Here is a 15,856-nt window from a genome sequence, read left to right on the forward strand (position 1 = left end):
CTCGCCATTTACGCCCTGGCCACCGTGGCCTCGCTGGCCGGCGTGCTCGGCCGCTCCCCCCGGGTAAAGAAAACGGCCGGTCTGCTCTGCGTTGCGGGCTTTGCCCTGCACACGCTGTGGCTTCTCATCAGCATTGCGGACGGCTCGTTCAGCGCCGTGTCGCGCGGCTTCTACCTGCTGCCGCTCTCCTGGATTCTGGCCCTGGCCGGTCTGCTGGTGGCGCGTCGCCAGCACATGGACATCGCCCTGCACTTCGTGGCTCCGTGGGCCTTCTTTCTCGGCGCGTGCGCGCTGGGCTTCTCCGGCACGCCGGGTTCCCTGCCGCTGGTCGGGCCGCTGTTCATTCTGCACCTTGCCGCCATCTTCGTGGGCGTGGGCGTCATGGCTGTGGCCGCAGGCGCGGGCGCGCTCTTCCTCTGGCAGGAGAGCGCCATCAAGCACAAGACCCCGCTCGACGGCTTCCGCAAGGATCTGCCCGCCCTCGGCGCGCTCGACAAGGTGAACGCCATGGCCACCCTCGTGGGCTTTCCCTGCTACACCCTCGGCGTGCTGTGCGGCCTGCTCTGGGCCCGCATCAGCTGGGGCAGCTTCATGAGCGGCGATTTCAAGGAATGGATCTCCTTCGTCATTCTCGCCCTCTACGCCCTGCTCTTTCATCAGCGTCAGGCCCTCGGCTGGCGCGGACGCAAACCCGCCATTCTGGCGCTCGTCATCTTTGCCGCCTCGCTGTTCTCCATGTTCGTGGTGAACACCGTTCTCTCCACGCAGCACGGTTTCTAAACCCCGCAGCCTCTCCGGCTCAAGACAGCTCGCCACACCTTTTTCTCTCAGGAACATCATGAACAGCACCATACACCTCATCGGCATCAACCACCGCACCGCGGCGGTGGAAGTGCGCGAAAAGTTCGCGCTCACCAATTTCTGCTCTCCCGAAACCTGGGCCATTCCCACCACCAACGGCATCAGCGAATCGCTCATTCTCTCCACCTGCAACCGCGTGGAAGTGCTCGTGGTGGGCGAAGGCGACACCCCCCGCCAGCGCGCCCTGGAATGCTGGGCCAAGGCCCGCGGCAGAACCGTGGAAGAGCTCGAACCCTACCTCTATCAGTACAAGAACGACGAAGCCATCCGCCACCTGTTCAACGTGGCCTCCAGTCTGGATTCCCTCGTGCTCGGCGAACCGCAGATTCTCGGTCAGCTCAAGGCCGCCTACCGCAAGGCCACCCAGAGCCACTGCGCCGGAACCATCATCAACCGCCTGCTGCACAAGGCCTTTTCCGTGGCCAAGCGGGTCAGGTCGGAAACGGGCGTGGCCTCCAGCGCGGTATCCATCAGCTACGCCGCCGTGGAACTCGCCAAGCAGATTTTCGACGACATGAGCCGCCACAACGCCCTCATCATCGGCGCGGGCGAAATGGCCGAACTCGCCGCCCTGCACCTCAAGCAGGCCGGCGTGAAGCGCATCCGCGTGGCCAACCGCACCTTCGCCCGGGCCGAAGAGCTGGCCCACAGGCTCGGCGGCGAAGCCGTGCCCTTCGATCAGCTCTTCGACCACCTCGTGGACACCGACATCGTCATCAGCTCCACCGGCGCGCCCGACGCCATCATTCACGAAGAGGAAATGCGCGACGTGCTGAAAAAGCGCAAGAACCGCCCCATGTTCCTCATCGACATCGCCATGCCCCGCGACATCGCCCCCTCGGTGAACACGCTGGACAACATCTATCTCTACGACATCGACGACCTCAAGGAAGTGGTGGAGGAACACATTGCCGAGCGCCGCAAGGAAGCCGTGCGCGCCCGCGCCATCGTGGACGAAGAAACCGCCGCCTTCCATCAGTGGATCGAATCGCTCACGCTCCAGCCCACCATCGTGGCGCTCGTGGAGCGTGGCCAGCGCATCATGGAAGAGGAACTCGCCAAGACGCTGCACCGCCTCGGCCCCGTGGACGACGCCACCCGCGAGGCGCTCGAAATCATGGCCGACTCGCTGGTGCGCCGCTTCAATCACGAGCCCATCTCCTTCATGAAGGACCGCTTCCACGAAGCCGCCAATCCCGAATACACCATGCAGGCCGTGGACACCGTGCGGCGCGTCTTCAACCTGAAATAGTTCGCGGCTCCGCCGCCGCAAAAGAGCCCCGGCCCCTTTTCGGACCGGGGCTTTCTGCTGCCCTCCCGCCGAAGACAGGCAGAGTGCGGACGCTCTTGCGGCGCATGGATTCCCTGCGCCTGCGAGCAACGTTCTGCCTGCGCTGTCCTGTCTGCCGACGTTCCCCGCGACTTCGCGGAAGCCCTGCTTCCGCAGGCCGGAAAGCAGCGAGCCGCCCTTTTCTGCGCCTGCACGAAAATTCCGTTGTCGATACCGCCCGCGGCAAAGCCCGGCGAGGGCCGCCCGTGCAACGCCGCCGCTCCGGCTCCGCGATGCTCCGCACTCTCCGCGACTGCGCGCTCATCCCCGCAACATCGGGTGCGGGCCCCGGTTCAGCCTCTCCATCCGCCGCCCGAGCGAAGACGCCCGTCAGGGGCAGCCGTCTCCCGCTGTATCCTTGGGCCTGCCCCGCAAAGAGGCCGCCGAGGCAAAGTCCCGCCGCATACGATTCGCCCGCCCGAGAAAGAAGCCTCCCTGATTCCGCAGCTCGGGAAGCAGAACGCCGCCCTTTTCCCGCGCAAAATCACACCCCCGCCCAAAATCGAGCTCCGTCGTCGCTCCAGGTTCCGCCCGCCCGCGCCTCACCGGGGGTACGCAGCAAAGGTGCAGAAACGACGGCCGCCGATGTCCGCAACGACGGCCGCAACCACGTTCATGACGGAAAGTTCCCGACAGGCATCGGCAAGGTCGCTCCCCTTCGCCGGACAGGTTCCGAACAGAATTAAATTGAGCGCTCAATCAATTTTTCTAAAAGATCATTTTTTCATAATATAACAACATATTATATCGATCATCCTTCCGCAGGGCGCCCCGAACTCCGGGGCCGGGCTCTTGACTCATTTCATGAGCTCATTACACTGAGCAGACGTATCTGCCCCGCCAGAGGCGTTTCTTTTCCGGCTGAATTTCTCTATGTGAAGGAGTTTTCCCCATGGCACGCACGCTTTTCGTCACCGCTCTCGCGGCGAATTCCGGCAAGGCCTACGCCGTCGCCGGACTGATGGATCTCGTCAAGGGTTCCGCCAAGGCCCCGGTTCTGTTCCGTCCCGTTCCCTGCCTCAAGACCGCCCTTGAGCTCATCAACGGCGGCAAGTGCAACGAACTCGTTGATTCCGTTCTCGCCGCTTACAAGGAAGCCGCCGCCAAGGCCGACTTCGTGCTCTGCGAAGGCACCGACTTCACCGGCAAAAGCGCCGCGTTTGAAAACGCCCTGAACACCTGCGTGGCCGCCAACATGGGCGCTCCCGTGGTGCTCGCCCTCTCCGGCGAAGGCTGCTCCCCCGCCGAAGTCGCCGCCACCGTCACCACCTTCCAGTGCCAGATGAAGGAACAGTGCGTGGAACTGCTCGGCGTGTTCCTCTCCGGCATGAGCGAAGAAGACGAAAAGGCCGTGGCCGCGTATTTCTCCTTCCCCGTGAGCAGCAAGGCCGCCGACTTCGCTTCCATTCTCGATTCCTGCAACGGCCACATCACGCCCCGCCTCTTTGAATTCGGCCTCATCGAACAGGCCCAGAAGCATCCCATGCGCATCGTGCTGCCCGAAGGCGAAGAAGACCGCCTCATCAAGGCTGCCGCCATTCTCCTTCAGCGCAAGGTGGCCGAAATCATCCTGCTCGGCGATCCCGAAAAGATTCACGCCCGCGCCGCGGAACTCGGCGTGAACGTGGACGCCGCCGAAGTCATCAATCCCGTGACCGCCCCCGACTTTGAAGACTTCGCGGAAACCTACGCGCAGCTTCGCGCCAAGAAGGGCGTCACCATCGAACAGGCCCGCGAAAAGATGGCCGACAGCACCTACTACGGCACCATGATGATCTACAAGGAAAAGGCCGACGGCATGGTTTCCGGTGCGGTGAACACCACCGCCCACACCGTGCGCCCCGCCCTTGAATTCATCAAGACCAAGCCCACGGCCTCCATCGTGTCCAGCGCCTTCTTCGTCTGCCTCAAGGACCGCGTGAACACCTACGGCGACTGCGCCATCAACCTTGATCCCGATCCCGAACAGCTGGCCACCATCGCCGTGACCACCGCCGAAACCGCCGCCGCCTTCGGCCTCGAACCCCGCGTGGCCATGCTCTCCTATTCCACCGGCAATTCCGGCAAGGGTCCCACCGTGGACAAGGTGAAGGAAGCCACCCGCCTCGCCAAGGAAAAGGCTCCTGAACTGCTCATCACCGGCCCCATCCAGTACGACGCCGCCGTGGACGCCGCCACCGCCAAGACCAAGATGCCCGGCGATCCCGTGGCCGGCCGCGCGAGCGTGTTCATCGTGCCCGACATCAACACCGGCAACAACCTCTACAAGGCCGTGCAGCGCTCCGCCCACGCCGTGGCCATCGGCCCCGTGCTTCAGGGTCTGCGCAAGCCCGTCAATGATCTGTCCCGCGGCTGCTCCGTGCCGGACATCGTCAACACCGTTGCCATCACCGCTATCCAGGCTCAGGCCGAAAAGGGACTCAAATAATGGTCAAGAAAATTCTCGTCATCAACGGCGGCAGCTCCTCCTTCAAGTATCAGGTTCTCGAAAAGGAAACCGAACGCCGCCTCTGCCAGGGCCTCGTGGAACGCATCGGCTCCCCCGACAGCATGCTCACCCACAAGCGCTTCACCGCCGACGGCAAAACCGAAAAGTTTGAATATCCCGGCAACTACGACACCCATGCCGCCGGCATGGCCAAGGTGGCCGAAGTGCTCATGAAGCATGAACTCGGCGGCGTCATCGACGATCCGGCCGAAATCGTGGTCATCGGCCATCGCGTGCTCATGGGCGGACCCGACTATCAGGAAGCGCTCGTCACCGAGGAAGTGAAGCAGGTCATCCGCGACTACATCCCCCTCGGACCGCTGCACAACCCCGCCAACCTCACCGGCATTGAAGCCATGGAAAAGCTGTTCCCCGGCGTGCCCAACGTGGCCGTCTTCGACACCGGCTTCCATGCCACCATGCCCGACTACGCCTACACCTACGCCCTGCCCAAGGAACTCACCAAGAAGTACAACATCCGCCGCTACGGCTTCCACGGCACCTCCCATCGCTTCGTGTCCAAGGCCGGCGCCGCTCTGCTCGGCAAGAAGCCTTCCGAAGTGAACGTCATCGTGTGCCATCTCGGCAACGGCAGCTCCGTTTCCGCCGTGCGCGCCGGCAAGTGCGTGGACACCAGCATGGGCCTCACCCCCCTGCAGGGCCTCGTCATGGGCACCCGCTGCGGCGACATCGACCCCGCCATCGTTCCCTTCCTCATGAAGAACGAAGGTTTCACCCCCGATGAAATCGACACCCTCATGAACAAGAAGTCCGGCTTCCTCGGCCTCTGCGGCAAGAGCGACAGCCGCGACATCGAAGCCGGCGTGGAAGCGGGCGATCCCGACTGCATTCTCACCTTCAACACGCAGTGCTACTCCGTGAAGAAGTACATCGGCGCGTACATGGCCGCCCTCGGTCATGTGGATCTCATCGCCTTCGCCGGCGGCATCGGTGAAAACGCCGCGCCCGTCCGCGCCAAGATCCTTGAGAACCTCGAAGAATTCGGCATCGAACTCGATCCCGAACTCAACAACGTGCGCCGCGGCGATCCTCACTTCATCAGCAAGGAAGGCTCCCGCGTGAAGGTGGCCGTCATCCCCACCGATGAAGAACTGGAAATCGCCCGCATCTCCGTGAGCATTGCCGAAGGCAAGGCGTAATTTCCGTCTCTGACGCATCAAAAAGGCCCTGTCGGCTCTCCGGCAGGGCCTTTTTCTGTCCGCGGCAAGGCAGGCGAAAACGTGTGACCGGAGCGCGTTTTCCCGATCCGAAAGCCTTTGACGTGCCTTGCCTGCGCAGTCTGTGACCGACGCCGCGCTTTTTCGCGCCCTGTGCCGCAGGCCCCATGTCATTCGCGGCGCACGTTTTTCATCCGTCCCGCTGTGCCGTCGAAGTTCCGCGTGTTCTCCAGAGCGGGAGCCGGATAGAGAACACGCTGCCCGAGAGACGAGACCTTTCCCGGCGCGATGCCGTGCCCGCCCCGCGCAAGGCAAACGAAGTTTCCGCAGCTACGCCCCTTGAAGCGCCTCGAACATCCTGCGCCGCTGCTTCTGCCCGATCCGAGAGTCTGTGCGGAGCCTGTGACCGACGTTCGCTTTCCTTCGCGCTCTCCTTTGCGCTCTCCTTTGCGGCTGAGAGTCCGCCCCACGCCGACGCCCCGAACGACGCCGCGTCCGGCACGCCCTCCTTTGCACCACGCCTGACGAACTTCCCCACCCAGCCGAGGAGTTCAGCTCCCCGTCCGCCCGCGCCCGACGAGCGCCAGGCCGAATCCCGCTTCCACTTCTCTTTCCCTCCCCCAAAACTTCGCACTGCGCCCTCCGGGCTGTTCCGCCTGCCGCCGGAAAATACGACGACAAAACGCCCGCCCGACCCCCACCGTGCAGAAGACGCCGGGCGCGTTTCCCGGCTCTTCCACTTCGCCGACGCCGAAACACAGGCCGCACATCTGCATCCGCCGGGCCGAAGCTCTGCAAAACACGCTTGCCTGCCGGAAAAATCGCCGCACTTCGCGCCGCCCGGCAACGCGCCCTCCCCTCTTCCGACGCATGCTCCGGGCTTAATGTGAATTAAACCTCATAACTTGCGCTCCCCATCAGTTTTTTTTATGCTCAAGTCCTGCGTATCATCCCACCAAGAACCGGAGAAATCATATGGCTCTTTCCGTCATTGTCATGGGTGCCGCCGGCCGCATGGGTTCCACCATCGCCCGCCTCGTGGAAGAAGCGGACGATCTTGTCCTTGCCGCCGTGCTCGAACGTTCGGAAGCCGCGGACAGGCTCGCAGGCTTCAAGGCTTCCGGTGCGCTGGTTTCCAGCGATATTTCCACGGTGCTGCCTCAATGTCCCGGCGCGGTGGTCATAGACTTCACGGCTCCCGAGGCCACCATGGTCACGGCCCGCGCCGCCGCGGAGCACGGCAATCCCATCATCATCGGCACCACGGGCTTCTCCGAAGAACAGCTCGCAGAACTCGACGCCCTCGCCGCCCGCAGTCTCGTCTTCCGTTCCGCCAACATGAGCGTGGGCATCAACGTCATCATGGACATCCTTCCCCGCCTCACCGCCCTGCTCGGCGACGCCTACGACGTGGAAATGATGGAAATCCACCACAACAAGAAAAAGGACGCCCCCAGCGGCACCGCCCTGCTCCTGGCCGAACCCCTCCTGGCCGCCAAGGGCCTGACCCGCGCCGACATCAACACCAACCGCTTCGACGTGCGCGAACCCCGCAAGCATGCGGAAATCGGCATTCAGTCCCTGCGCGGCGGCGACGTGGTCGGCGTTCACACCATCTACTACATGGGCCCCGGCGAACGCATAGAAATCACGCATCAGGCCCATTCCCGCGAAAACTTCGCCAACGGCGCGCTTCGCGCCGCGCGCTGGATTGTCTCCAGACAGCCCGGTCGCGTGTACAACATGCAGGACGTGCTGCACGATTAGCTAAATAACTCATGGTCCCGTTTCCGCGCTCCGTGCCGGGAACGGGCCGTTCTGTACCCGGCAGGAACCATGTTCCAGGCTCTGCGGAGCCGCTGTTCTCCGGCATGACGGCTTCCTCCGCCAGATTTTCCCGCCTTTCTCCTCCGCACCGGGTTCCTTTCTGCCAAAACGCTTCAAGATACATCCGGCCGAGCGGCCATCGAGGTTCTCCATGCATATTATTCTTCTTCAGCACAATCCCGTTCCCGGCGACTTCCGCGGCAATGCGCACAAACTGGCCGACATGGCCCGCAAGGCCGCAGCCGCCCATCCCGCCGCTCCGGGTGAACGCACGCTGTGCGTCACTCCCGCCTATGCCCTCGCCGGCGTGCCGTGGGAACCGCTGAAGCACATCGGCGGCTTCTACCGCCGCTGCCGCGACGCCGCCCACGAACTCGCCCACGAACTCGCCGACATGCTCGCCGACGGCCCCGACATGCTGATTTCCCTCACCGGCGCGGAAGTGCCCCTCTACGTGCTGCTCTCGCAGGGCAACCTCATTGCCCTCGCCAGACAGAGCAACGGCGTCATACGCATTCCCGGCGGCCCCGCCCTCTACCTGCCCGAAACCGAACCCGCCTGGGCCCATCAGGAAGCCCTCGGCCTGCTCAAGAGCGCCAAGGCCGCCGCGTCGGTCGATGCCGTGCTCTTCACTTCCCCCGAGCTCTTCCTGCCGGAAACGCAGGAAAAAAGCGAAATGCACTGCTCCGCCCTCGCCAGCCTGTGGAAGCTTCCCGTGCTCACCGTGCATCAGTGCGGCGCGGTGGACAGCCTCATCTATTCCGGCAGAAGCTTCGTGCTCGACGCCTCCGGCGAAGTCGTGGCCCGCACCTCTTCCTTTGAGGAAGCCGCGCTGGTCGTGGATCTCGACAAGGCCGGCGTGACCGCCTCCGCCGTGGCTCTCGACGACGGCCCCGCTCCCGAAACCATTCAGCCCGTGCCCGAACGCGCCGAAGCGCTGTTCCGCGCGGCCGTGCTCGGCGTGCGCGACTACGTCCACAAGTGCGGCATGACCGGCGTGGTGCTCGGCCTCTCCGGCGGCATGGATTCCGCCCTCGTGGCCTGCATCGCCACCGAAGCCCTCGGCGCCGAAAACGTGCTCGCCGTGCTCATGCCCTCGCGCTGGAGCACCGATCACAGCGAAAGCGACGCCGACGTGCTGGCCAGAAATCTCGGCATTCAGGCGAGCACCGCGCGCATCACGCCCATCATGGACGCCTTCGACACCGTGCTCAATCCGCTCTTTGCCGAACTGCCCGCCGTGGACAACGATCTCACGGCCGACAACATTCAGCCCCGCATCCGCGGCACCCTGCTCATGGCCTTTGCCAACCGCCTCGGACGCGCCGTGCTGGGCACCGGCAACAAGTCGGAAAACGCCGCGGGCTACTGCACCCTCTACGGCGACACCGTGGGCGCCATCGAACCCATCGGCGATCTGTACAAGACCGAAGTGTACGAAGTCGCCCGCTGGTACAACGACATGCGCGGCGGAAACATCATTCCCGAGCATATTTTCACAAAGGCTCCTTCCGCGGAACTGCATCCCGGTCAGGTGGACGAGGACAACCTGCCTCCCTACGACGTGCTCGACGCCATTCTCCGTGAACTTCTGGAAAACGGCGCGAACCCCGAAACGCTTGTCGTTCCCGGCGTTTCCGACGACGTGGTGCGCAGCGTGGTGCGCCGTCTGGCCGCGTCGGAGTTCAAGCGTCATCAGAGTGCGCCTGCGCTCAAGCTCAGCTCCTGCACCCTCGGCATCGACTGGAACGTGCCCGCCGTTTCCCGCGGACTCTGATCCGATTCTTCCCTGAACACCGTCAAAGGAGGCCTGAAAAGGCCTCCTTTTTTTTGTCCGCAGGGGGGGAGCGCCCCCACTTTGTGCGTGACAGAACAGACAAGCAACGTTAGAGTAATCCTGTTTAATGTCATTCTAACCCCGGATACGCTTCATGAACGCCTCTACTCCCGCATGGCTGCCCCACATTGCCGAGGGCGCTCCCGTGCATCTCAACATCGTCCCCCGTTCCCTCCAGTCCTATCTGGACGAAGCTGCCGACCGTTTCGGCGACCACAAGGCCGTCATCTTTCAGAACCTGACCCTCAACTACCGGCAGCTCAGGGAAAAGGCGGAAACCTTTGCCGCCGCCCTGCGCGAACACGGACTGAACACGGGCGACAGAGTGGCCATCATGCTGCCCAATCTGCCCCAGACCATCATTGCCTTCTGGGGCTCGCTCAAAGCCGGCGCCACCGTGGTCATGACCAATCCGCTCTACATGGAAAAGGAACTGACCCATCACTTCAGCGACGCCACGCCCAAATTTCTCATCACCCTCGATCTCTTCTGGAATAAAATAGAACCCCTGCGCGACCGTCTCGGCGTTCAGACCTGCGTCGTTTCCCGCATCGCCGACGCGCTGGCCTTCCCGCTCAACCTTCTGCAGCCCATTCAGGCCAAACGTCAGGGACATCTGCCCGAAGTGCGCTTCAACGGCCAGTCCGTCATTCCGTGGAAGAGCATGTTCAAAACCCGTCGCCGCTACAGCGAGGAACCCGAACATCCCGAAGACACCCTCGCCCTTCTGCAGTACACCGGCGGCACCACGGGCTTTTCCAAGGGCGCCATGCTCACCCACGGCAACCTTTCCGCGCAGATTCAGCAACTTCTGGCCGTCATTCACTGCGACGCCTCCAATTCCTCGCACAGCTTTCTGAGCATCATGCCCTTCTTCCACGTGTTCGGACTCATGGGCAACATCGTGCTCCCCGCCGTGCTCGCCGCCTCCACCATGCCCGTGCCGCGCTACTCCCCCCACGACGTGCTGGAGCTCATCAAGAAGCATCGTCCTACCTTCTTCGTGGGCGCGCCTTCCGTGTACATCTCCCTCATGCAGCAGAAGGACATCTCTCACTACGACCTCACCTGCATTCAGCTGTGCATCTCCGGCTCCTCGCCCTTCCCGCAGGCCAGCCTCAAGCAGTTCCAGGACATCACCCACGCCAACATCACCGAAGGCCTCGGCCTCACCGAAGCCTCTCCCGTGGTCATCGCCAACCCCGTGTACGGCCTGCAGAAAATAGGCTCCATCGGCGTGCCCATTCCGGAAACCGAGGCCCGCATCGTCGATATCGAAACCGGCAAGACCGAACTCGGCGACAACGAATGCGGCGAACTCATCATCCGCGGCCCGCAGGTCATGAAGGGCTACTGGAATCAGCCCGAAGAAACCGCTTCCACCCTCGCCGACGGCTGGCTGCACACCGGCGACATCGCCTACCGCGACAGCGACGGCTACTACTTCATCGTCGATCGCAAGAAGGACATGGCCATTGTCGGCGGCTACAACGTGTTCCCCCGCGAAATCGACGAAGTGCTGCACGAGTATCCCAAGATCAAGGAAGCCGTGTCGCTCTGCGTGCCGCACAAGGCCCGCGGCGAAACCCTCAAGGCCTACATCGTGCCCAAGGACGGTGAAAAAATCACCGTTTCCGAGCTGGCCGCCTTCTGCCGCACCAAGCTGGCGTCCTACAAGGTGCCGCGCATCTTTGAATTCCGCGACGAGCTGCCCAAATCCATGGTGGGCAAGGTGCTTCGCCGCGCCCTGCGCGAGGAAGAAGAAAAGAAACAGCACGAAGAAGAACAGAAAAAAGACTGATCCCGCCTCAGGATCAGAAAAGCATGAAAAGAGCGCCTGGGGGCGCTCTTTCCTTTTCTCCGCCCTGCGCTTCTACGCGCCGGGAGTAAAATTCGCTGCGCTTGCTGATGAGAGCCGCCCTCCGTGCTTCTGCATCGGCGCTGGGGGAATGACGCCCACAAAACGACCCGCGGCCGCCCGGCAAAGACGCTTTCACGGCCCGCAGACGAGGTGGCAGGCCCGCGCGTGGTTCCGCATCTCCGGCTTACGGAACATGCGTCCGGGGGGATGGACGCCGCGCGCCTCCGCGCTGCTTTGAGCGGGCCGTCGCGGGGCGATGTGTGGGGGAATGTGTGGGGAGATGACGGGGGACATGCGGGCGCCTCCGTTTGGGCAGAGAAAGGGCGACTGGAAGGCTGTGCGTTCTTGCCATGCGGTGTATCGCTTCCGCGCGGACAGAGAAAAGGCGGCAATCCATTCAAGGCGCTGCGTTATGGCCTCGCCGCCTCTGTGCCGACAGAGGAAAAACAATTCGCACTGCCCTGATCCGCCTGCTTTCGGTCGTCTCCGTACCGGAAGAGAAGCCCCCACACACGCCGAAGGCACGCCGCGTTTTTGTCGGTGGCCTCCGCGTTGTCTTAAAAAGAGCCCCTGTGCGGTTCCCGGAAATTTTGCTCAGGATGTTTCCTCCGAGGCGTCAGAGAAGAGCCCCCTGCCCTGTGCCCTGCGTGTGCGTTTCGCTGTCGCGTTTGTCCTCGATCGCGGGAAGGAATTTGTGCGGTGCCCCGCGTGCGTCGTGGTCCGCGTTCTCCGGGACATGCAGGCATTCGAGTCCAGCTTCGTGCGCCGACCGATAACTTCCGCTCGGGCAGGGCGAGCTTGAAGTCGAACGCCCTCGCGGCAGCGGATCGCTCTCGATCGGGCCGGAAGAGCCTCTGAGCAGGACGCAGGGCCTTTCATGACAAAAGAATCAGCGGCAGGGAGAAACGCTTTTTCCGGTACGGCTTAAACAGCGGGAAACATCCGTCGCTCTCCGTGACCCGCAGGTTCTGCGCGAACGCATCAGTCCATGCCCCCATCGGAGCATTCCGCCCCATTTGCCCGTATCTCCTGCCCTCTTCCGCGGCCTGAAGCCTGCAAAATGCGCCGTTCCCGATCCGCGCTCCGCCCGAAGCTCATGCCTGTTGGCTGTCTCGCCGTCTCTTGCTGCGGCCCGAACAGGGCATCGCAGCTTGAAAAATCATGAAGAACACCTTTCTTTTCCCGGAATGCCGAAAAAAAGCACAACAGTTCAGCGTTGTTCCGACTGATTTTCTGAACCTGAAACAAAAAAATTCCCTGTCGGCCGTTTTTCCTGTTGACACCTCAGCCTGAATCCCCTATAAGTTTCTTCACGCCACGCGGGAGTAACTCAGTGGTAGAGTGCAACCTTGCCAAGGTTGAAGTCGCGGGTTCAAATCCCGTCTCCCGCTCCAGCACAAATTTTCGTGGCGACATAGCCAAGTGGTAAGGCATAGGTCTGCAAAACCTTGATCTCCAGTTCGAATCTGGATGTCGCCTCCACGCGGGAGTAACTCAGTGGTAGAGTGCAACCTTGCCAAGGTTGAAGTCGCGGGTTCAAATCCCGTCTCCCGCTCCACGAATGAATCAAGGCTTACCTTACGTAAGCCTTTTTTCGTATGCGGGCATAACTCAACGGTAGAGTGTCAGCTTCCCAAGCTGAACGTTGCGGGTTCAAATCCCGTTGCCCGCTCCAATATTTTCAGGGATCATAAGCGATGACTTATGATCCCTTTTCTTTTTTCAGCATATTTCCAATATTCGGATGGAAAATTCTTCCGAGCCCCGGCAAAACAGCGGCAGAAGTACGTACACAAGACGCCCTAGCAGTACGCGCTATTTTGACGCCAATACCATGTGATATCCGCCGTTTTCTTCCACATGAGCTGATTTCTTTGCGTCACTCATTGCGACCTCCTTTTGAGTTTCCCAGGGGCATTTGCCAGATCATACTTTTTTCTCAGCAAATCAAAAGAAGCGTTTATAACATATGCATAACTATATGTTTTCGCCTACAGCCCAGCTGAGGCTTTTCTTATAACAAAAAAGAGAATTTTCGATTTCGTCAGAAGTTCTCATATAAAATGTTTTTTGAAGTAATATCTACAGATTTTATATGAGTTATATTTTTATCAATATTTTTTTTCAAGAGCATCAAATCCACGTAAAGACATTTAAAATATAAACGTGAACATGATAAAAAATAGAAGAGAAAATTTTTTATTTCAGATTTGGTATTTCTGTGCTGAAAAAATACAATATAATTTTTGATAACCTGTCGAAAAAGTGTACTTTTTCGACACTCATAATAATGTCAGTCACTTTTCTGAGCTATAGCAGGGAACACTTGAAAATTCCAGCAAAAAAATAACGTCAATTTTCAATCGCCCCTTACCAGCCAAAAAGTACACTTTTTGGACGCTCCGATTAAAGGATTCGCGTATGGCAGGGGGAAAACATCGCCTCATTACAAACTGTGTGAGGGATATCAATAGGCTGTGTCTGTTCGAGGATTTCGTCAGGAGAAGTTATCTTCCCTATGTGCAGCAAAATAAGCGGAGCTGGAAGACTGACGAGCGATACCTGACCCGGCATATTCTGCCCTATCTTGGAAGCTGCCCCCTGGCTGAAATTTCCGAAAAAAAGCTCAGGGGATGGCTCTCTGCTCTGGAAAACAACGGTCTGTCCTCCAGCTCGCGTTATCGCCTGTTCTGGCTCGTCAAATATATTTTGAATTTTGCCGTGCGTACGGGAGCACTCAACAATGGAGATGCGTTCCGAAATATGGTCGTGCGCAGAAATGAGCCGCAAAAATCGCACGGAATGCTTACACGCGAAGAGACATTGAAGTTGATTCGTCTGCTTGAAGAATATGCCGATCGTCCCAGCGCTCAGGCCATTCATCTGCTGCTGCTTACCGGAGCCGGCAAGTCGGAAATTCTCCACGCCCGCTGGCAGGATGTGCATCTGCGACGCGCCGTTCTTGCCGCGAGAACGGTCTATACCGGCCGGAGCAGACTCATTCCGCTGAGTCCGGAAGCGGTCAGACTCATTCGTCGCCTTCCCAGGCGCAAAGACGTGCCGTGGCTCTTTGCGTCGTCGTCCGGAAAGCCTCTCACGTCTGTTTTTTACACCTGGAATCTCCTGCGCACAAAACTGGGGAAACCGGAACTGCGCATTCAGGATCTGCGAAGCGGGTTTGCAGCGTTTGTTCTTGCAGACATGGACGCCTCGCAGACGGAACTGGGCAGACTTATGGGATGTTACCGACTGGAAACGTTGGAAATAGTCAAACAACACAACATAGCAGGATAATCATGAACATTCAGCCTGTCATTTTGTGCGGCGGATCGGGTACAAGGCTGTGGCCGGCCTCGCGTACCAAGTATCCCAAGCAGTTCATGTTGCTCGGCAACGGCAGCACGCTTTTCAAGGAGACGTTGCGACGCACCGACGCCCTCAAGGATACCGAAGACCCCATCGTGGTGAGCAACGACGCCTATCGCTTCTACGCCAGCGCGTCCATGCACGAGGAAGGTCGTTCCGGGGCCGTCATCCTTGAGCCGATCAGTCGTAACACCGCGCCTGCTATTGCACTGGCCGCCTTTGCGGCCCTGGAGGAGCACGATTCTCTGCTGCTGGTGCTGCCTTCCGATCATCGTTTCACGCACCCTGAAAAATTTTGTGCATCCGTGGAATCGGCGCGTCCGGCGGCGGAAGCGGGCATGCTTGTCACGTTCGGCATTCAGCCGTCGTGCCCGGAAACGGGCTACGGCTACATCAGGCGCGGGGCGGAAATGGGAAACGGCGTCTTCAAGGTGGAGCGCTTTCTCGAAAAGCCTTCGGAAGACAAGGCTGCGGCCATGCTTGCCGAGGGAAATTATTATTGGAATTCCGGCATATTTTTCTTCAAGGCCTCCGCGTATCTTGACGAGCTGAAAACCTTCGCTCCCGGCATCTGGCAGGCAGTGCAGGATGCGTGGAAGGAGCGTCGCCGCGATCTCGGCTTCATTCGTCCGGGGGCGGCGTTCTGCCAGTCGCCGTCGGACTCCATCGACTACGCCGTCATGGAGCACACGGCCAAAGCCGCCGTCGTGCCGGTGGACTGCGGCTGGAGCGATCTCGGTTCCTGGGAAGCCTTCTATGAGGTCTCGCCCAAGGACGGCGACGGCAACGCCTGCGAAGGCGACGTCATTGTGGACAACGCCAGCAACTGCTATCTGCGCAGTTCCGGCCGCCTCATCGCCGCGCTGGACGTGCATGATCTGGCTGTGGTGGAAACCCGCGACGCCATCCTCGTCACCGATCGCCGCAAGTCGCAGGACGTGAAGCATGTGGTGGAAAAGCTCAAGCTGGAAAAACGTCCGGAATCCGACATCCATCTCAAGGTGTATCGTCCCTGGGGCAGCTACGAGACGCTTATTTTGTCCGATCGCTTTCAGGTGAAGCGCATTGTGGTGAATCCGGGCGAGGAAAATTCCCTGCAGCTTCACTA

Annotated in this window: 9 protein-coding genes and 4 tRNA genes; all 13 read left to right on the forward strand. The window is 60.6% G+C overall.

Features of this window, described 5'->3' with window-relative positions:
* Positions 1 to 780, forward strand: a 780-nt coding sequence (ccsA, locus tag ACZM96_RS06190; RefSeq protein WP_489487962.1) for a cytochrome c biogenesis protein CcsA, incomplete at its 5' end; no start/stop codon positions are given.
* A gap of 58 nt (positions 781 to 838) precedes the next feature.
* A complete protein-coding gene (gene hemA, locus ACZM96_RS06195; RefSeq protein WP_489487963.1) occupies positions 839 to 2,113 on the forward strand; it encodes a glutamyl-tRNA reductase in 1,275 nt (424 codons plus the stop codon).
* Positions 2,114 to 3,083: 970 nt separating this feature from the next.
* Positions 3,084 to 4,619 carry a phosphate acetyltransferase gene (pta, locus tag ACZM96_RS06200; RefSeq protein WP_489487965.1) on the forward strand — a complete coding sequence of 512 codons (1,536 nt, stop codon included), beginning with the start codon at positions 3,084 to 3,086 and terminating at the stop codon, positions 4,617 to 4,619.
* Complete coding sequence (locus ACZM96_RS06205) at positions 4,619 to 5,839, forward strand: acetate/propionate family kinase (RefSeq protein ID WP_346666140.1); 1,221 nt, start codon at positions 4,619 to 4,621, stop codon at positions 5,837 to 5,839. The genes pta and ACZM96_RS06205 overlap by 1 nt, the downstream gene beginning before the upstream one ends.
* Before the next feature lie 993 nt (positions 5,840 to 6,832).
* The gene (gene dapB / locus ACZM96_RS06210; RefSeq protein ID WP_489487967.1) at positions 6,833 to 7,624 is read left to right on the forward strand and encodes a 4-hydroxy-tetrahydrodipicolinate reductase; all 792 of its coding nucleotides are present in this window, start codon (positions 6,833 to 6,835) and stop codon (positions 7,622 to 7,624) included.
* Between the two features lie 211 nt (positions 7,625 to 7,835).
* The gene (nadE, locus tag ACZM96_RS06215) at positions 7,836 to 9,461 is read left to right on the forward strand and encodes an NAD(+) synthase (protein ID WP_489487968.1); all 1,626 of its coding nucleotides are present in this window, start codon (positions 7,836 to 7,838) and stop codon (positions 9,459 to 9,461) included.
* A 154-nt stretch (positions 9,462 to 9,615) separates the two neighbouring features.
* Positions 9,616 to 11,322, forward strand: a complete 1,707-nt coding sequence (locus tag ACZM96_RS06220) for a long-chain-fatty-acid--CoA ligase (RefSeq protein ID WP_489487970.1) — start codon at positions 9,616 to 9,618, stop codon at positions 11,320 to 11,322.
* A gap of 1,379 nt (positions 11,323 to 12,701) precedes the next feature.
* A tRNA-Gly gene (locus ACZM96_RS06225) sits at positions 12,702 to 12,776 on the forward strand.
* Positions 12,777 to 12,790: 14 nt separating this feature from the next.
* Positions 12,791 to 12,864: transfer RNA gene (locus tag ACZM96_RS06230), tRNA-Cys, on the forward strand.
* A gap of 1 nt (position 12,865) precedes the next feature.
* Positions 12,866 to 12,940 (forward strand) — tRNA-Gly (locus ACZM96_RS06235).
* A 42-nt stretch (positions 12,941 to 12,982) separates the two neighbouring features.
* A tRNA-Gly gene (locus ACZM96_RS06240) sits at positions 12,983 to 13,057 on the forward strand.
* A gap of 746 nt (positions 13,058 to 13,803) precedes the next feature.
* Positions 13,804 to 14,676: a tyrosine-type recombinase/integrase gene (locus tag ACZM96_RS06245; RefSeq protein WP_489487972.1), complete on the forward strand. Its 873-nt coding sequence runs from the start codon at positions 13,804 to 13,806 to the stop codon at positions 14,674 to 14,676.
* A 2-nt stretch (positions 14,677 to 14,678) separates the two neighbouring features.
* A partial coding sequence (locus ACZM96_RS06250; RefSeq protein ID WP_489487974.1) for a mannose-1-phosphate guanylyltransferase/mannose-6-phosphate isomerase occupies positions 14,679 to 15,856 on the forward strand: 1,178 nt, incomplete at its 3' end.

This window comes from Mailhella sp., assembly GCF_057866825.1.

What these genes read in the sequence shown, in the direction of transcription:
- hemA (WP_489487963.1), top strand. Translation starts at nt 839, where the DNA reads ATGAACAGCACCATACACCTCATCGGCATCAACCACCGCACCGCGGCG.
- pta (WP_489487965.1), top strand. Translation starts at nt 3,084, where the DNA reads ATGGCACGCACGCTTTTCGTCACCGCTCTCGCGGCGAATTCCGGCAAG.
- ACZM96_RS06205 (WP_346666140.1), top strand. Translation starts at nt 4,619, where the DNA reads ATGGTCAAGAAAATTCTCGTCATCAACGGCGGCAGCTCCTCCTTCAAG.
- dapB (WP_489487967.1), top strand. Translation starts at nt 6,833, where the DNA reads ATGGCTCTTTCCGTCATTGTCATGGGTGCCGCCGGCCGCATGGGTTCC.
- nadE (WP_489487968.1), top strand. Translation starts at nt 7,836, where the DNA reads ATGCATATTATTCTTCTTCAGCACAATCCCGTTCCCGGCGACTTCCGC.
- ACZM96_RS06220 (WP_489487970.1), top strand. Translation starts at nt 9,616, where the DNA reads ATGAACGCCTCTACTCCCGCATGGCTGCCCCACATTGCCGAGGGCGCT.
- ACZM96_RS06245 (WP_489487972.1), top strand. Translation starts at nt 13,804, where the DNA reads ATGGCAGGGGGAAAACATCGCCTCATTACAAACTGTGTGAGGGATATC.